This is a genomic window from Nocardioides sp. W7 (assembly GCF_022919075.1).
Lineage (GTDB): Bacteria > Actinomycetota > Actinomycetes > Propionibacteriales > Nocardioidaceae > Nocardioides.
Window position 1 is genome coordinate 346,013 of record NZ_CP095078.1, and the last position, 17,398, is coordinate 363,410.

Consider the following 17,398-nt stretch of genomic DNA (forward strand, 5'->3'; position numbering starts at 1 on the left):
ACGCCCCGGAGGGCATGCTGTGACCCGACGCCTCCTCACCCTCGCCCTGGGGGCCGCGCTCCTGGTCGGGGGCGGGCCGGTGACCGCGCTCCCCGCGAGTGCCGCCGACCCCATCCCGACCTCGACGGAGACCGAGCTGGCGGCCACGCCCGCCACGACGACGCCCGGTGGGTCGGTCACGCTCAGCGCCGAGGTCGCGAGCACCGCGACCGGGGTGCCCGCCGGGAAGGTCACCTTCCACGCCGCCGGCGACACCGACCTGAGCGACGACGTCGACGTCCAGCTCGCGAGCGGCGTACCGTCCGCCAACGCGGTCACGGTCACGACGTCGGTCACCGCTCCGGCGGCGGCGGGCGACCACGAGTACCTCGCGACCTTCGTCCCCGCGGACCCGACCCTCTGGGTCGGCAGCAGCAAGACCGTCACCGTCGGCGTGCGGCGTGCGGCCGACGTGACCCTGACCGCCGACGCGACCAGCGTGATCGCGCGGGAGGACCTGACGCTGACCGCCACGGTCGACAGCGGCGGGAACGGGGTGCCGACGGGTTCCGTCCTCGTCCTGCGGGACGGGGACACCGGGCCCGGTCAGCGCTTCGACCTCGACGACGCCGACCACGGCACGGACTCGGCGACCTTCACCGCGACGGTCCGGCCGCCCGTCGCCGGCCCAGTCACCTACACCGCGACCTACGAGCCCGCGACCGGCTCCCCGCTGCTCACCGACCAGGCGAGCGTCGGGGCCACCGTCACCGCGCGCGCCTACACGCCGGCCTTCTCCTTCGACCCCGGACCGGCCGTCGTGGGCGCGACCAGCACCGTGACCGTCTCGGCCACCGACGACGAGGACCAGTCCGCCGTCGAAGCCGACCCGGCCGCGACCACCCTGACCGTCGGCGGCGCGCCGGTGGTCCTCTCGCTGGTCGGCGGCGAGCTGACCGGCAGCTACCAGCCGACCCAGCCCGGTGATCCCGCGGTCGCCCTGTCCTTCGCCCCGGCCAGCGGCGCCTACGCGGTGGAATCCGCCACCGGCACGGTCGCGGTCCGCCGCGGCACCACGACCACCCTGTCGTCCCCGACCTCGAGCCCGCGGGTCGAGGACCAGCTGACCTTCACCGCCACCGTGTCCACCTCCGGACACGGCGTGCCGACCGGCACCGTGCGGCTGATGCGCGTCGTCGACCCCGCGCCGCCGGGCGGGCCGCTCACCGAGACCGTCGTGGCGAGTGCGTTGCTCAGCGCCAACACGGCGCCGGGCGCCCACTCCGACGCGGTGACGATCACCATCCCCACCACCGACACCGACGTCAGCGACTACGTCGCGCGGTACCTGCCCGACAGCACCGCCGCGGCGACCTTCGTCGGCAGCGACTCCGCGCCCGCGTCCCGGATCAACCCCGTCCTGCGCAGCGTCGACCTGAGCGTCGCCGTGGCCGCCACCCTCCCGACCGTCGGCGCGCTCACCACGGTCACCGTGACCGCCGAGGACCGGGACAACGGCCAGCCGGTCGCCCCGACCAGCAGCACCCTCACGATCGGTGGCGACACGGTCCCCCTGACCTGGGGCACCGGAGCCGCGAAGGGCACCGCCACCGGCCCTTGGACCCCGAGCGCCGGCGGCCAGCGAGCCGTCGCGCTCGGCTTCCGGCCGGCCGGAGCGTCGTACGACACCGCGACGACGCTGACCCCGACCATCGCCGCCGTGCGCGTCGCGGACCGGACCACGACTGTCCTCGACGTCCCCGCCAACCCCCTGATCGGGGACCCGGTGACGCTCACCGCCACCGTGCGCGCCCGCGAGGGGTCGGTCACGCCGACCGGCCAGGTCTCGTTCACCGCCAACGGCGGCTCCCCCGTGCTGCGGAGCCTCGTCGCCAGCGACACCGACGGGGAGGCGACCGCCGAGTACACCTTCACCCCCGGCTCGAACGCCGCGCTCGCCTTCGCCGCCGCCTACGTCCCGGCCACCGGTCCCCAGCTCCACGCCTCCAGCAGCATCCCGTCCGCCCCCGCCACCACGCTCACGCCCCGCAAGCGCATCCTGGAGGTCGACGTGGCCTCCGCCGACCACCTGGTCAACACCGACAAGGTGGTCACGGTCACTGTGCGGGACAAGGACGACCACGACCGCGCCTTCACGATCGCCTCCGGATCGCTCACCCCCGGTGGCACGGCCGCCCGCGCCATCGCCTGGGCGGGCAAGGTCGGCACCGCCACCTACCGGCCCGGGACCGTCGGCACGAAGGCGCTCCTGGCGAGCGTCGTCCCCGGCGACACCACGGTCTACGAGAGCCCCGCGACCGGCTCCGGGAGCCTCGTCGTCAAGGCGAACCAGAACCCGACCGCCTCGGTCCCGTCCGGGATCCACCGGGCCGGCTCCACGGCGACCGTGACCGTCGCGAACAGCTTCGGCGCCGTCACCATCACCCCGAAGGCCGCGGACGGCACCACGTACTGCTCCGTCAACGGCTCGGTCGTCACGCTGACCCGGGGCCCCACCTGCACCGTCACCGTCGTGGCCGCCGGCGACGCCACCCACTTCGACAAGACCTTCGACCTCCCGATCACCGTCACCCCGCGGCCGGTCGACGTGACCGTCACGGTCACGCCGGTGAAGTCCCCCTACGGCACCCGGGTGCGGGTCAGCGCGAAGGCGGTCGAGACCGGCAGCAGCACCGCGCTGGGCGGCACCGGTCAGGTATTCCTCCACACCGACAACCCGGCCGCCAAGGTCCTCGCCGGCGACTACGAGTACGGCGGACCGGACCTCGTCATCTCCGACGTCGGCGACCTGCTCGACGCCGACGCGTACGTCGCCACCGTCACCTACGTGCCGCCGACGGCGTTGACCGGCGTCCTCGGGACGACCCAGGACACCGCCGCCTTCACCGTCGACCAGACGACCCAGGAGGTCGCGTTCAGGGACCCGACGGCGTCGTACGTCGACGAGGTCTGGGAGGACGTGGCGGGCAACACCACCGTTTCCAGCGCGAGCGTGAACCTCTCCGTCGTCACGCCGGTCGGCACTCCCGCGGGCCAGGAGGTCTGCCGGGTCGAGAACGCCACCGACGTGAAGTTCCTGCGGCCGGGTTCCTGCACCGTCCGGGCGGTCGCCCCGGCGAGCAACAACTACTTGGAGCGCACGGTCTCGGAGACGGTCACGGTCGCCCGGCGGCCCCTGTTGGTCTCGACGGCCGCGACCAACGTGACCACGAGCGGCGACAGCCCCCGCTACGGCGACGACCTGCTCGTCCGGGTCACCCTCACCGACCAGCTGAGCTCGTCGAGCACCGTCCCGGTCAACGGCGTCGGCACCATCCGGATCGGGGGGTACGACGACCCCTCCGCCGTCCTGGTGACGGGCAGGTTCACCAACGGCGTCGCCGACCGGCCGTTCCGGGCGACGGCCATCGGGACGCACCGGGTCTCGGTCACCTTCACCCCCGACGCCGTCGGCGGCGTCGACCGGTTCCGGCCCGTCGTCGCGACCGACCCGGTCCTCCCGCAGGCCACCTTCACGGTCGAGCGCGGCTTCCAGCGGATCCTGTGGCACGGCCAGCGCGGCGACCTCACGGCGTTCCAGGACTCGGCGTACGTCGACGAGCCCTGGGACCCGCAGGTGACCGGGGGGCCGTCCGGCGAGCCGGTCGTCCTGACACCCGTCAACACGGCCGTCTGCAAGGTCGTCGCCGGCAAGGTCGTCGTCGTCCGGGCCGTCGCCGCCGAGACCTGCCAGGTCACGGCGACGCAGGACGGCGGCGACTTCCACCACGACGCCGACGTCAGCCGTGCGGTGCTCACCACCCGGCTCCGGCCGGTGACCGCGGTCATCGGCGTGCCCGCCGTCCCGACGTACAACCAGCCGGCCGAGCTCACCGTCACCGCGACCGACACCCGTCTCCCGGGCCCGGTGCCGAACGCCCCCGTCCCCGGCAGCAACCCCGTCGTCCAGCGCTCCGGCACCGGCGAGCTGACCGTCTGGCTGGGCGGCACGCTCGCGAAGACCCTCCCGCTCACCTACGTGGCGGGCGTGGCGACCACGGCCGGCTTCACGCCGCCCGAAGCGAAGACCTACACGCTCCGGGCCACCTTCGTCCCGACCCGGGTCCAGGTGTACGACGTCGCCGCGATCCCGGACGTCCCGCTCGTCGTCCAGGTCGCCCCGCAGGTGATCCGGCTCGCCGATCCACCGGAAGACCCGAACGTCGACACCACCTGGGACCCGGCGCCGCAGCGCGGCGCCTCCGGCAACCCGGTCACCATGGTCGTCACCACGCCGGACGTCTGCGAGAAGGTCCGGCCCGCCGGGACCCCGATCCCGACCCCGGATCTCGAGGTGCTGCCGGTCCGCTTCACGAAGGTCAGCCAGAACTGCGAGCTGACCTTCGGCCAGGCCGGCAACGAGTTCTACGCCGCCGCCGACCCGACCCCGAGGACGATCCTCGTCGAGCGCCGCAAGGTCGACCTCAAGGTCACCGGGCCCGGCGACTCCCTGAACTTCGAGAGCCGGATCGAGATCGACCTCGCCGCCACAGCCCGGCGGGCGCCAAATGCGCTGGTCCCGGGCAGCACGGAGGTGATGGTCACCGACCTCACCGTCCCCGGCACGCCCACCGCACCGAGCTCCGTCGGCGAGCTCACCGTCGACGAGGTGAACGGCACGGCCGAGCTGGTCTTCCCCGAGAAGACCCTCAAGGCAGGCACGTACTCCGTCACCTTCACCTTCCAGCCCGGTGACCAGACCAACTGGGAGCCGAAGACGGCCGCCCCGGTGACGTTCACGGTCGCGCTGGCGACGCAGACCGTCGAGCTGATCGGGAACGTGCCGACCCTGAACCAGGTCTCGAAGAAGTGGACGCCGCCGTTCAAGCGGCCCTCCTCGCTGGGGACGGTGATGCTCTCCGCCGGCGACGTGACCCACCCGACCTGGCTTTCGGACTACACCCGGATCTCCGAGGAGACGCGCCCGACGACCACCTGCGCCACGAAGGACACCGCGCACACGCCGCAGGTCCCGGAGCCGGACACGATCCACGACACGGTCGTCTTCCAGGCCGACGGCCCTTGCGAGGTCCTGGCCGAGCTGCCGGCCATCGAGCGCGAGTACTCCGCGTCCCCGGTCGTACGCCTCGACCTCACCGTCACCCGGATCCCCACGACCATCGAGCCCGGCGTACCGACGAAGGGCTCGGCGGACCCGGCCTGGCCGACCGTCGACGAGGACATCCTCGTCACCGCGATCGCCCGCGGCGATGGCCGCTTCGGCGTCGGCGCCGGGACGTTCGCCCTGTCGCGGGCCGGGCAGCCGCTCCCTGGCTTCACCGGTGAGTCCCAGGAGTGGTTCGGTGGCGGCAACTTCGCCTCCTTCCGCGCCGAGCTCGCCGGTGACTACCGCTTGACCGCCACCTTCCTGCCGACGGACCCGGTGACCTTCTCCGGCGCGACCGAAGTCCGCGACTTCAAGATCGAGGAGGCCAAGCAGCCGATCACCCCCGCCGAGCAGCCGCCCACGAGCCGCAAGGTGCGCAAGGACTGGACCACCACGGTGACCGGCGGCGCCTCCTCGAACCCGGTGCGGCTGGTGGTCGACAACAGCGCGACCACCGGGCTGGACCCGGTGTCGCTGCCGCCGGGCGTCCCGCCCTACGCCTGCCACGCCGAGGGCCTGGTGCTGAAGTTCGAGGGCAAGGGCACGTGCACGTTCTCCTACGTGCAGGCCGCGGTCCCGGACAAGTACCGCGAGGGCCGGAGCCCGGCGTACGCCATCGACGTGCAGCAGACGGACACCGACCTCGTGATCGAGCCCCCGGCCTCCCTCGAGGTCGGCAAGAGGGCCACCGTCGTCGTCCGCGCGAGCGCCGGCGGCTCGCCGGTCCCCGGCACCGGCGCGATCGACCTGCGCGACCAGGACGGGGCGATCTCCCTGAGCACCCCCGGCGGGACCTGGGTCAACGGGGTCGGCACCTACGTCTTCACGCCGCGGGTGGCCGGGGGCGGGCTGCGGATCGCGGTGGACTTCACGCCCGCGGACCTCCAGGCGTTCACCCGGCGCAGTTCCACGGTGCCGGTCAGCGTCTGGGCCGGCACCCCGGTGATCGCGCTCGCCACCGACCAGGTCCCGGGTGCCTGGGTGGGCGACGCGTGGACGCCCGGCGCGACGGCCACCAGCGGCGGCACCGTTGCGATCAAGGTGACGCCCGCGGACGGTCCCTGCACGCGCGTCGGCAGCACCGTCGAGTTCAGGTCGGCCGGCGACTGCACAGTGGCGCTGACGCTGGCCGAGGACAAGGGCACCGACGACATCGTCGACTGGACCGCCGCCGAGGCGGTCGAGCGGGAGATCACGGTCTCCCGGCACCCGGTCGAGGTCGACGTCGACGTCGTGATCCCCCCGGCGACGGGCCTGCGCTACGCCGAGGACATCTCGGTCAGCGCGCGGGTCGTCGGTCGCCCGCGCAACTCCACGGCGGTCGCCCGGGTCAAGGGCATGCTCACGTTCCTCGTCGACGGCGCGGAGGTGCCGGGCGTCGCCCCGGTCGAGGTCGCGGACGACGGCTCCGCGGCTGCGACCATCCGGGTGTTGCGCGGTCCGGTCGTCGACGGTGTCGACCCGGACCAGCACACCATCGGCGCGCGGTTCACGCCCGCGACCGACTACCTCAATGCCTGGGCGAGTCCCACGGTCCAGGCGACGTACCGGGTCGCTCGCACCGTCGAGAGCGTCGTAGCCGACCTGAACCCGCCGCCGGACGGGTTGGTGGTCGGGCAGACGTGGGCGCCCCAGGTGAGCACCGCCTCCGGCCGGCCGGTCACCGTCTCGGCGGGACCGGCCACGATCTGCTCCAGCGACGACGACAAGGTGACCATCGACGGCTACACCGGATCCACCACCGCGTGCGAAGTCTCGTACACGGTCGCCGGCGACGACGTCTACGCGCCGATCGCGCCCTTCGTCGGAATCCGGCTGCAGCCCTCCCTGCGGCCCGTGACCGTCGTGCCGACCGCCGAGCAGACCGTCATCGGCGAGCCGGTGCGCGTGACGGCCCAGGTCTCGGCGCCGGCGTACACCCCGCCGGCGGCCGAGACGCACACGACCGGCCTCGCCCGGGCCGTGCCCTCCGGCACGGTGACGTTCGAGGTCAGCGGCACTCCCGTCGTTACGCAGACGGTCGCGGTGGACGCGGCGGGTCGGGCGGTCTTCACGGGCTACCGCCCCGACACCGCGGAGCCGCGGACGGTGACCGCGACGTTCGAGCCCGACCCGAGCGGGCCGAGGACCTACGCGAGCTTCACCGACTCCGTGGCCCTGCCCATCGGGCGCATCGGAACGGAGGCCCGGGTGCAGTCGGTGACTCCGACCGAGATCCGGGCGGCGGTGACCCGGCTGGGGACGCCCGCCTCGACCCTCGGCGGCACCGTCACGTTCTCGTGGACCGCGCCGGACGGTTCGGGCGCGGTCCAGGTGCTCGGGTCCGCCCCGGTGCTCGGGGGTGTCGCGCGGCTGGCGAGCCTGCCCCCGCCCACCCAGGACGCGCTCATCACCGCCCGGTACAGCGGCGACCGCGACCACGACCTCAGCTTCGGCAGGTACCGGCGCGCGCTGCCGACCCTCACGGCGACGGCCAACCGGTCGGTCAGCGGGTGGCAGACCAAGCCGGTGCGGATCACCTTCGCCTGCGCGTGGCCCAGTCCCGCGGTCGCGGGCGACTGCCCCGACCCGGTGGACCTCACCACCGACCAGCGCGACCGAACCGTGTCGGCGACGGTGACGACGACCGACGGCGGCACGGCCTCGGCCGCCGTCACCGACATCAACATCGACCAGACCGCACCGACGATCGGCCTCACCGGCGTCACCGGCGGCCGGCGCTACCTCAGCACCATGCCCGACGTGGGCTGCCGCACCTCCGACCAGACCTCGGGGTCCACCTGTCGGGTCCGGCTGTCGCCGGCGGTGGACGAGGACGACCTGTACGCCGGGGAGGTCACCGCGACCGCTCGGGCGACGGACGCCGCCGGCAACACCAGCACCACGACGACCAGCTTCCAGGTGCTGCAGGCCTGGGTGACCGGGGCCCCCGACGTCTCAGGCGGCTTCCAGGTCAAGCGGCGCGCCAAGCTGAAGATCGCGGCCCGCACCGAGGGTGCGCAGCCCCAGCTCATGCTGCCCCGGGCCAAGGGCAAGCTCTTCCCGGGTCCGGTCTTCCGGGCGGTCCGGGTCAACGAGGGCATCGTCAGCTGGGTGGCCACGGTGAAGGTGCCGGCCCGCTACCGGGCCGGGGACCGCTGGACCGTCGGCTACCGGCTCTCCGACGCCAAGCGCACCGTCGTCCGGCTCCGCGTCGACGTCGTACGACGGCCCAGCGCCCGGACCCGCTGACGCGGACCGGTCCGGCCGCGACCCAGGTCGCGGTCGCGGTGGGCCGGGCGGTCAGCCGACCAGCGTCGCCAGCGTCATCCGGGTCGCCGGTGCGCTCCGGGCCGCCTCCAGGCGCGCCAGCAGGAGCAGCACCGCGGCCTCCTGGGGCTCCCGGCCGCCCTCGTGCGGGATCGTGAACAGCAGCCGCTGCAACCAGTTCCGCAGCTCGGTCTCCCCCACCTCGACGTCGACCGCGACGGCGCCCGCGTCGTCGTGGAGCGTGAGCCGGCGACGGCGGGCGTCGTACACCGCTCGGCCATCGCTGAGCCGAGCGATGTCCTTGGCGAGTGCCATCAGGTCTCCCTCCGAGGTGCCAGGACAGGAGAACGCCACGACACCACGTCCATTACGCACGACTCGACGCGGTCCAGACCGGCTTTCGCGGGTGAAGTCGCGGGTGACGGCGAGATGCCCGGGATGAGGTCTCCTCAGCCCGGCCGGTCGAGCAGGCCGAGCGCGTAGGCGCGGGCGACCGCCTCCTCGCGGGTCGTGGCGCCGAGCTTGCGGTAGAGACTCTGCAGCTGGGTCTTCACCGTGTTGGTCGAGACGAACAGCGTGGCCGCGATGCTGTCGCGCGGGAGCGAGCCGCGCAGCAGGTCGAGCAGCTCGCGCTCGCGGCCGGTCAGGTGCACGACCTCGACGGACGCGGGGTGGACCGGCCCCCCGGGGAGCAGGTCGAGCAGCCGCGGCCAGGGGGCGCGCCGGGCCAGCTCGTCGGACGCCGCCTGCGCGGCCGCCGTCCGGCCCGCACGCCGGTGCGCCTCCGCCGTCAGCAGCAGGGCCTCCATCCGGAGCCGGCGCAGGGACGCCGGCGGGTGCACGACCGCCGCGAGCTCGGCGAGAGCCACGTCCAGCTGGCCGGTCATCAGCGCGAGTCGACCCCGCAGCAGCCGCCCCGCCGCGCTGTCGACCAGGCGGTCGAGGCCCGCTGCGGCCTCGGTGGCCCGGCCGGAGGCGAGCAGCAGATCGAGCTCGGCAGCGTCGAGGGCGCAGCGGACGAAGGAGCCGGCCGGCGCCCGCCGGGCATGCTCGGCCCGTCGGGTCCGCAGGAGGTGCAGCGCTTCCGAACGCGCCGGGGTCAGCAGCGCGAGCTCGGCCCCGACGACCGCCGCCAGGTACCAGAGGTCCCCGGGCCGGCCCGGCCGTGTCGGCCCTGCCGCGGCCGCGAGCTGACGGCCGGCCTCGGCCAGCTCGCCCCGGTCCAGGGCGTCGATCGCACACGCCAGCCGGAGGGCGTCGGTGCCGCCGGGGCCGCCGGTGCCGGCCCGGTCCCGCCAGGTCGCCAGGGCGTCGTGGTCCGCCTCGATCGCCGCGAGCAGCGCGAGCAGCGCCGCCGCCTCGGTCTCACCGGCGACCGCCGTGTGCGCCCGCAGCCACCAGCGCCGCGCCGCCGGCAGCTCACCGGTCTCCAGCGCGACCAGGCCCGCCTCCAGCGCGAACCTGCGGACCACGGCCGGATGAGCGCAGTCCCCATCGCCACCGTCGAGCACCGCCTCGCCGCGTCGTACCGCCCGGGTCGCCGCCTCCAGGTCGCCGCGCCGCCGGCTCGCGAGCGCCCGGACCGTGGCCGCGGCCAGGTCGGACGGGAACGCGTCCCCGGCGGCGACCGGCGCTCCCACCAGGCCCTCCGCGCGCAGCTGGGTCGCCAGCGGACCGGCCGCCGCAGGCTCGTCCGGCAGGGTGGCCACCAGGTCGCGGAGCAGGTCCGGGTCGTCGCGCAGCAGCTCCCACCAACGACTCCGCAGCACGGTCCCGACCAGGTCCGGCCCCCACGCCCCGAGCCCGACCCGGTCGCGCAGCACCTCGCGGAGCGCCGGAGTCGTCCCGAGGAGCAGTCCGTCGTGGGCGAGCTGGACGCTCCCGACCTGTTCGAGGTCGCCCAGCGGATCGCCCCCGAGGCCCGCGAGCAGCTCGGTGAGCGTCGCCGGGCCGACCGTGGTGCGACCGAGGGCGGAGAGGAGCTCGATCCCCATGTCCGAACTCCTCCCCACGGCGTCCAGGCACACGCCGAGATAGGCGCGTGCGCACGCTCGGGACCAGCCGCCGCCCGCGCCGGGGACGGGCAGGCCACTGACGACCGTGCCGACGTGACCCCCGGTCCAGGCCAGCACGTCGTGCGGGACCTCGACCAGGTCCCGCAGCTCCGCCGCGTCCAGGGCGAGATCGACCGCGGTCAGCACCTGGCTCTCGACCTCGGTCCGGAGCCGGTGCACCACGCGGTGGTCGCCGCGCAGGCAGAGGATCAGGTGGAGAGCCGGCCGGCGGCGGACCAGGTCCACCAGGGCGAGCAGCCGGTCGAGGCCGAGCGCGTCGGCCCGGTCCACCACCAGCGCGGCGCGGCCGCCCGCCGGTGCCTCGAGTGCGGGCGCCAGGCCGGCCAGCGTCGGCGCGGGGTCCGGCCCGTCGGTGGCGGCGTCGTACCACTCGACGCGCTCGCCGCGCTCCCGGGCCGTCGCCGCCCACTGCGCTGCCAGCGTGGTCTTGCCCGCCCCGATCGGGGCGTGCAGCACCGTCAGCGGCAGCCACCGGTCCAGCCGTTCCGCGAGCCGGGGTCTCGGACGGGCCGCGGGATGGATCCGGGGTCGGCCGGATCGTCCGTGGTCACTGGGCCTCTGCTCGTCCACGCTGCACAGACGTCCGGACGACGGCGCCCTTACGCCTCCACCGGACCGGTCTGGTCCACCCGTCGCCCAGCCGTCCAGACGCCCCGCTGCCCAGCCGCTCAGCCGCCCGCGAACGGCGGCAGCAGCTCGACCGACGAGCCCGGCTCAACCAGCAGAGCCTCCGGGTCGGCGGTCCCGACCGGCCGGTCGTCGACCAGCACCGAGCAGGCCTTGACCACCTCGACGAGGCGGGTGCCGGGGTGCAGGTCGAGCACGCGGCGTACCACCTCGGCCAGCGGCAGCGGGCCCGTCACCCGCAGCCGGTCCTCCGGTACGCCGGCGGCCGCCTTCGCAGCCGCCCAGTAACGAACCCGAATGAGATCCGTCTCATTTGCCTGGACTCCACCCCATGTATCCGCCACGTTTCGGTATTCTTCCCGATGGATCACCAGACCGGAGCCCAGCGTTGCGTTTCGGTTCCCGCCCCGTTGTCGGGAGGAAACCCTGATGAGCACTCTGCTTCTGTTGACCAGCGCTCTGCAGCCGTCTGCCGAGGTGCTCCCCGGGTTGGCCCTGCTGGGGCACCAGGTCAAGATCCTGCCGTCCGAGGGCAGCGCCCTGCTGGAAGCTCCGGACTCCGATCTGCTCCTCGTCGACGGGCGCCAGGACCTGGCCCACGCCCGCGACCTGTGCCGACTCATCCGCACCACCGGCACCGACGTCCCGGTCCTGCTCGTCGTCACCGAGGGCGGCCTGGCCGTCGTCAGCCACGACTGGGGCATGGACGACGTCGTCCTGCACACCTGCGGCCCCGCCGAGCTCGAGGCCCGGATCAAGCTAGCCATCGGCCGGCTCAACGCCCGCCGGGAGGCCGCGGACCCCGACGCCCACGTCATCCGCTCCGGCGAGGTCGTGGTCGACGACGCGACGTACACCGCGAAGGTCGGGGGCCGGGTGCTCGACCTGACCTTCAAGGAGTTCGAGCTCCTGAAGTTCCTGGCCCAGCACCCGGGGCGGGTCTTCAGCCGCCAGCAGCTGCTGCAGGAGGTCTGGGGCTACGACTACTTCGGCGGCACCCGCACCGTCGACGTGCACGTGCGGCGCCTGCGCGCCAAGCTCGGCCCGGAGAACGAGATCCTGATCGGCACCGTCCGCAACGTCGGGTACCGGTTCGTGCTCCCCGCCAAGGAGAGCGCCAAGGTCGAGGCCGACGCCCGCAGCACCGAGTCGACGTCGGTCGACGCCTGAGGCCTGACGCGTGATCGCGGAGCCTGATACGCACCTGGTGCGTATCAGGCTCCGCGGTCATCCGGGCCCCGCGCTGCAGTCGGGGCCACACGACTGCGGTCCACCCGACCAGCCGTGCCGCTGGAACAACCGGGCCAACCGCTCGGCGGTCCGACACGGCCGGTCGAAGACCTGGGCCCAGCGGATCCGGACGCTGTCGTCACCCTCGGCCCGGGCGTCGAGATCCCGGTCCGCGTCCCGCCCGGCCGCCTGCCACCCGGCGTGGCCCAGCTGCCCGTCCAGCTCGATCACCACCCCGAGCTCGTCGTAGACGGCGTCGCGGTACTCGATGCCGGACTCCCCGCGCCGGGGTGCCTGCCGACGTGGAGCCGGCAGTCCGTGTGGTCGCTCCACCCGGGTCAGGTAGCCCTGCTCCAGCACCGAGCACGCCCCGCTCTCCAGATCGTCGAGCACGAGGCCGACCCAGGCCCGCCGGGTCATCCGGCCCCGCGTGGCGAGCTGATCCCGCAGGCGCGGCACCGTCGTACGACGTGAGCCGACCGCGTCACTGAGCAGCCGGATCACCTCGCTCTCCGTGCCGGCCCGGTCGACCCGCTCGAGCACGTTCGGCTCGACCCTCAGGCGCGGCGGACTGGCCGACCAGCGCACGAGATCCCAGAAGCCGGCCACGCGGTGGACCCGTACCCCGGCCGGTGCCGCCACCGCCGCTCGGCCGCCACCGCGACGTGGATGACCGCCGACCGGTCCGCCTGCGGCTCAGCCGAGTCCAAGCAGAGGGCCGCCGGTTCAGCGTGCAGCACGGCGGCCCAGGCACGCTGGGACCAGGTGAGCGGGCCCGAGTGGTCGGCGTACACCCGCGGATGCACCCGGACCAGCTCGCGCCGCCGCAGCATCCGGTCGAGATGGTGACGCTGCAGGCCGGCGGCCCGCAGCTGTGACCAGGAGGCCACCCCGTCCTGGCGTGCGAGCACCGCACGCACCTCCGCCATGGTCCCGGGATCCATCACCCCACCGTGCCCGGATCCGCAGGTCGGAGCCACCCCGCTCGGCTGGGCTGTGGATCATCGCGGAGTCGCGCACGCATCCGGTGCGTGCGCCACTCCGCGATCTGCCTAGGCTCTCCGCGTGAGCATCGAGGAGATCGCCGCCGAGGCCGAGGCGTACGACGGCGCCGCACCCCTGGACGAGGCGACCCTGCTCGCTTTGCGCCACCACCCCGAGCGGGTGCGCGTGCACGAGAGCGAGGACGGCTTCGCGTTGCGGCTCGACCGCGAGCTCAGCCTGGTCGTCCGACCGGACTCCCGCGGCCGCGGTGTCGGCCGGGCCCTCCTCGAGCAGGCCCTGGCCGACGCGGGTCCCGGTGAGCTGCTCGCCTGGTCGCACGGCCACCACCCGGCGGCGGCCGCGCTCGCGGCGTCGTACTCCTTCGCGCAGGTGCGCGACCTGTGGGTGATGCGCCGACCGCTGGCCGACCTGCCGCCGCTGCCCGACTCCGACGTCGAGGTCCGCGGCTACCGGCCGTCCGACGCGGGCGAGATCGTCCGCGTCAACGCCGCCGCCTTCGCCCACCACCCCGAGCAGGGCGCGATGGACGAGGACAACCTGCGCGAGCGGATGGCCGAGGACTGGTTCGACCCGGCCGGGCTGCTGGTGGCGGTCCGGGACGGTGCCGTCGCCGGCTTCCACTGGACCAAGCACCACACCGCGGCGCTCGGCGAGGTGTACGTCGTCGGCGTCGACCCCGCCGCCCAGGGCGGCGGACTCGGCAAGCTGCTGACCCTCGCGGGGCTGCACCACCTCGCCGCCACCGGCCACACCGAGGTGCTGCTGTACGTCGAGTCCGACAACCACCCGGCCGTCCGCGTCTACTCCGGTCTCGGCTTCACCCACGCGGCATCAGACACCCACGTCCAGTACCGCCGAGTCAGCAGCAATGGTGGGCCGAGTCAGCACCAGTAGTGCTGACTCGGCGACTCTCAGCGGCGCGGGCGGACGTGCAGGCCGACCTCGGGGTCGACGACGACCTCCTGGGCGGCGACCAGCCCGTCCACCTCGAGCGTGGCGGCGACGTCGACGTTGCGCTTGAGCAGCGCGAGCGCGATCGGGCCGAGCTCGTGGTGTCGGGCGGAGGTGCCGACCCGGCCGATCACCTTGCCGCCGGCTTCACCGGCGACGGTGATATCGGAGCCGACCGCGGGCAGCCGGTTCTCCGAGCCGTCCAGGTGCAGCAGCGTCAGCCGGCGCGGCGGCCGACCCAGGGTGTGCACCCGGGCGACCGTCTCCTGGCCGCGGTAGCAGCCCTTCTCGAGGTGGACCGACGGGCCGATCCAGCCGGCCTCGTTGGGGATGGTGCGCTCGTCGGTGTCGAGACCGAACCGCGGCTCGCCGCGCGCGATCCGCAAAGCCTCGAAGGCCCAGGTTCCGGCGGCCGGCCCCGCGGCATCGGCGTACGTCGTCAGCTGGTCGCGCGGGACGAGCTCGTAGGCGTCGTACCAGCCCGGGTCGGTGGCGGAGGGGGCCGACGACGGCCGCCAGGTCACCGCGAGCTCGGCGGTCACGTCGGTGACCTCGACCCGCATCATGAACCGCATCCGGTCCAGCCAGGCGACCAGCGCCGCGGCCGCTCCGGGCTCGGTGTGGGCGGTGAACGACTCGCCGTCGTCGACGCCGACGAAGGCGTGCTCGACGTGGCCCTGCGGGCTGAGCACCAGCGCCCCAATCCACTGCTTCGGCGCCAGCGCCTCGAGGTGCTGGGTGGTGAGGGAGTGCAGCCAGGTCAACCGGTCCGGTCCGGTGACGCGGAAGACGTCGCGGTGCGAGAGGTCGACGAAGCCCTCGCCGGTGTCGAGCAGCCGCTGCTCGCCGTACAGGGAGCCGTAGTGGGCCGCGACCGGGCCGTCGATCCCGTTTCCGGCCACGGCTCCCGGAAGGTCCAGGAGGGGACTGGTCATGTGGGGCACTCCTCGCACTCGCCGAACACGGTCAGGTGGCCCACGTCGGCGACGAAGCCCCTATCGGTGCGCAGGGTGTCGACGAACGGCTGCACCACCTCCGGGTCAACCGACTCGACCCGGCCACAATTCCGACAGACCAGGTGGAAGTGGGTGTGGCCGGTCACCGCGTGGTACGTCGGGGCGCGGTCGGCCAGGTGCGCGTGCCGCACCAGGCCGAGCTCCTCGAGGACCTCGAGGGTGCGGTAGACCGTGGAGATGTTGACCGCCGTGGAGTGGGTCTGGACCTCGGCGTACACCTCGTCGGGCGTCGCGTGCCGCAGCTTCTCGACGGCTCCGAGGATCAGCTCGCGCTGAGGAGTGAGCCGGTAGCCGCTCCCCCGCAGCTTGGACCTCAGGTCGTCGCTCACGTCACGCTCGCTGCAGTCGGGCCCAGGTGTGCGGCTGGAGGTCCTGGCCGACCATCGCCAGGTCGTTGGCGTAGAGCAGGTCGCCCTCGACGTTGCCGTACATCCGGTGTCCCTCGGTGACCTCCTTGGCGGTCTCGGTGAAGGACACCCCCGCGGTACGCAGCTCGACCTTGCCGCCCTCGGCCTGGCCGTACCAGATCTCGCTGATGCCGGTGTTGTGGGTGAGCAGCACCTCGAGCCGGCCGCCCGGCTTGGCCCGCCAGAAGCCCGTCTCGATCGCGCCCTCGCGGACCTTCTCGCCCGCCTCGTCGACGATCCAGGCGCGCGACATGTAGTGGAAGAACGGCCGCCCGTCGTGGGTGAAGATCAGCTCCTGGCCGAACTGGAAGCCGTCGATCGTCGGGTAGTCGCCGTGCCCGTTGCCGCGCCAGGTCCCCAGCAGCCAGGCGATCGGGCCACAGTCGGGGTGAAGGTTCTCGGGGATCTCGAACGGCATGGGGCCCAGTCTAGGAGCGGCGGGAGCTTCTCCGCCCAGGCGGAGAAACTCCCGCCTCTGTCGAGATGTTTCACACCACAGCAGCGAGTTCCCCGACATCGGTGTGACGCCTGATGCGGAGCGCCACCTCTAGAGTCGCGACATGCCTCGCTCACTCCTCGTCAAGGTCACCTGCGGCGCCGACGACCCCGAGCGCGCCAACCAGGGCTTCACGGTCGCCTCGCTGGGGGTGGCCGCGGGGGCCGAGGTGTCGCTGTGGCTGTCGGGCGAGTCGGTGTGGACGGCGGTCGCGGGTCGCGAGGACCCGTTCACCCTCGAGTACGCCGCCTCCCCCCGCGAGCTGGTCGCGGCGGTCCGGGCGGCGGGCACGGTGACGGTGTGCAGCCAGTGCGCGGCCCGGCGCGGGATCACCGAGGCAGACCTCGACGAGGGCGCCCGGATCGCCGGCGCAGCGGTCTTCGTCGAGGAAGCGCTGCGCGACGGGGTTCAGGCACTCGTCTACTAGACCGCTGCCGAGGATCTCACCGATCCTCCGACGTCCTCGGCCCGGCGCCAGCACCATGGTCCGGTGCCCGCACTTCGCTCCACCGTGCTCACCGTCATCCTCGCGATGGCGGCCTGCCTGCTCCCGACACCGTCGGGGTCGTGACCGCCACTGCGGCGCCGGCCCTGCCCCGCGCCCTGACGGGGTCGCGGAGTTCGAGGACCTGCTCGAGGAGGGCGGCGACGGGGGGCCGTACGTCGACACCGCGGCCTTCGTCGACTGGTACCTCGTCGCGGAGCTCTTCAAGAACCTCGACTCCGACTTCTACTCCAGCATCTTCCACACCTGGCGTCCCGGTCAGCCGTCCGCGATGGGCCCGGTCTGGGACTTCGACCTGAGCAGCGGGTACCCCGGCGGGACCGCGCAGTCCTACGGCGAGCCCACGGGTTGGTGGGTCCGGGGCAGCCACCTGGCCGACACCCTCCCGGAGCACCCGCTGCACGACACCCACTGGTTCGCCCGGCTGCTCGACGACCCGAGGTTCGCCGCACTGGTCAAGGCCCGCTGGGCCGAGCTCTCCCCGGTCGCGGAGACCGACGACGAGGTGTGGCCCGAGCACCCCTGGTGGGCCATGGAGCACGGCGACAACCCGGCCGAGGAGGTCGCCTACCTCGCCGGCTGGCTGACCAGCCGGATCGCGTGGCTGGACGGGCAGCTCGCCTGAGCCCGACCCGCGGCACCGGGCTCAGCGCCCATGAGCGGCGCACAGCACCCCGGGGATGACGGAGCG

Annotated in this window: 13 protein-coding genes; 5 read left to right on the plus strand and 8 right to left on the minus strand. The window is 73.7% G+C overall.

The annotated features are described in order from the left end of the window. Positions 1–19: 19 nt before the first annotated feature. Complete coding sequence (locus MUB56_RS01750; protein ID WP_244930200.1) at positions 20–8,377, plus strand: hypothetical protein; 8,358 nt, start codon at positions 20–22, stop codon at positions 8,375–8,377. A 51-nt stretch (positions 8,378–8,428) separates the two neighbouring features. Here the strand turns inward: MUB56_RS01750 and MUB56_RS01755 are convergent, their stop codons facing one another. The 3 genes from MUB56_RS01755 to MUB56_RS01765 all read right to left on the minus strand — a co-directional run bounded on the left by MUB56_RS01755 (position 8,429) and on the right by MUB56_RS01765 (position 11,333). Next, positions 8,429–8,710, minus strand: a complete 282-nt coding sequence (locus tag MUB56_RS01755) for a hypothetical protein (protein WP_244930201.1) — start codon at positions 8,708–8,710, stop codon at positions 8,429–8,431. A gap of 134 nt (positions 8,711–8,844) precedes the next feature. Further along, entirely contained in the window at positions 8,845–11,040 is a 2,196-nt protein-coding gene (locus tag MUB56_RS25830) for a LuxR family transcriptional regulator (RefSeq protein ID WP_280637349.1), read from the minus strand. Between the two features lie 98 nt (positions 11,041–11,138). Then, complete coding sequence (locus MUB56_RS01765; protein ID WP_244930202.1) at positions 11,139–11,333, minus strand: MoaD/ThiS family protein; 195 nt, start codon at positions 11,331–11,333, stop codon at positions 11,139–11,141. A gap of 193 nt (positions 11,334–11,526) precedes the next feature. On the opposite strand from MUB56_RS01765, the gene MUB56_RS01770 reads away from it, so the two are divergent. Beyond that, on the plus strand, positions 11,527–12,267 hold the full coding sequence (locus tag MUB56_RS01770; RefSeq protein ID WP_244930203.1) for a response regulator transcription factor: 741 nt from the start codon (positions 11,527–11,529) through the stop codon (positions 12,265–12,267). 57 nt (positions 12,268–12,324) lie between these two features. On the opposite strand, the gene MUB56_RS01775 is transcribed toward MUB56_RS01770, so the two are convergent. Both MUB56_RS01775 and MUB56_RS01780 read right to left on the minus strand, forming a co-directional pair. Beyond that, complete coding sequence (locus MUB56_RS01775) at positions 12,325–12,936, minus strand: hypothetical protein (RefSeq protein WP_244930204.1); 612 nt, start codon at positions 12,934–12,936, stop codon at positions 12,325–12,327. Further along, entirely contained in the window at positions 12,885–13,271 is a 387-nt protein-coding gene (locus MUB56_RS01780) for a type IV toxin-antitoxin system AbiEi family antitoxin domain-containing protein (RefSeq protein ID WP_244930205.1), read from the minus strand. The genes MUB56_RS01775 and MUB56_RS01780 overlap by 52 nt, the downstream gene beginning before the upstream one ends. A 121-nt stretch (positions 13,272–13,392) precedes the next feature. On the opposite strand from MUB56_RS01780, the gene mshD reads away from it, so the two are divergent. Continuing rightward, positions 13,393–14,226 carry a mycothiol synthase gene (gene mshD / locus MUB56_RS01785; RefSeq protein WP_244930206.1) on the plus strand — a complete coding sequence of 278 codons (834 nt, stop codon included), beginning with the start codon at positions 13,393–13,395 and terminating at the stop codon, positions 14,224–14,226. A gap of 17 nt (positions 14,227–14,243) precedes the next feature. Here mshD and MUB56_RS01790 read toward each other — a convergent pair whose 3' ends face one another. Genes MUB56_RS01790 through MUB56_RS01800 form a run of 3 tightly spaced genes read right to left on the minus strand, consistent with a single transcriptional unit; the run spans position 14,244 to position 16,124 of the window. Further along, positions 14,244–15,218 (minus strand): folate-binding protein, encoded by a 975-nt coding sequence (locus MUB56_RS01790; RefSeq protein ID WP_244930207.1) that lies wholly within the window; start codon positions 15,216–15,218, stop codon positions 14,244–14,246. Then, positions 15,215–15,628 carry a Fur family transcriptional regulator gene (locus MUB56_RS01795; RefSeq protein ID WP_244930208.1) on the minus strand — a complete coding sequence of 138 codons (414 nt, stop codon included), beginning with the start codon at positions 15,626–15,628 and terminating at the stop codon, positions 15,215–15,217. Before MUB56_RS01795 ends, MUB56_RS01790 begins: the two co-directional genes overlap by 4 nt. Position 15,629: 1 nt before the next feature. Continuing rightward, complete coding sequence (locus tag MUB56_RS01800) at positions 15,630–16,124, minus strand: FABP family protein (protein ID WP_244930209.1); 495 nt, start codon at positions 16,122–16,124, stop codon at positions 15,630–15,632. Between the two features lie 142 nt (positions 16,125–16,266). Between MUB56_RS01800 and MUB56_RS01805 the strand changes: the two genes are divergently transcribed. After that, a complete protein-coding gene (locus MUB56_RS01805) occupies positions 16,267–16,629 on the plus strand; it encodes a DsrE family protein (protein ID WP_244930210.1) in 363 nt (120 codons plus the stop codon). A 55-nt stretch (positions 16,630–16,684) separates the two neighbouring features. Then, complete coding sequence (locus tag MUB56_RS01810; RefSeq protein ID WP_244930211.1) at positions 16,685–17,332, plus strand: CotH kinase family protein; 648 nt, start codon at positions 16,685–16,687, stop codon at positions 17,330–17,332. Positions 17,333–17,398 lie beyond the last annotated feature (66 nt).

Coding starts and splice junctions, on each gene's coding strand:
- MUB56_RS01755 (WP_244930201.1), bottom strand. CDS start 8,710: ATGGCACTCGCCAAGGACATCGCTCGGCTCAGCGATGGCCGAGCGGTG.
- MUB56_RS01805 (WP_244930210.1), top strand. CDS start 16,267: ATGCCTCGCTCACTCCTCGTCAAGGTCACCTGCGGCGCCGACGACCCC.
- MUB56_RS01770 (WP_244930203.1), top strand. CDS start 11,527: ATGAGCACTCTGCTTCTGTTGACCAGCGCTCTGCAGCCGTCTGCCGAG.
- MUB56_RS01800 (WP_244930209.1), bottom strand. CDS start 16,124: ATGCCGTTCGAGATCCCCGAGAACCTTCACCCCGACTGTGGCCCGATC.
- MUB56_RS01790 (WP_244930207.1), bottom strand. CDS start 15,218: ATGACCAGTCCCCTCCTGGACCTTCCGGGAGCCGTGGCCGGAAACGGG.
- MUB56_RS01810 (WP_244930211.1), top strand. CDS start 16,685: ATGGTCCGGTGCCCGCACTTCGCTCCACCGTGCTCACCGTCATCCTCG.
- MUB56_RS01780 (WP_244930205.1), bottom strand. CDS start 13,271: ATGGATCCCGGGACCATGGCGGAGGTGCGTGCGGTGCTCGCACGCCAG.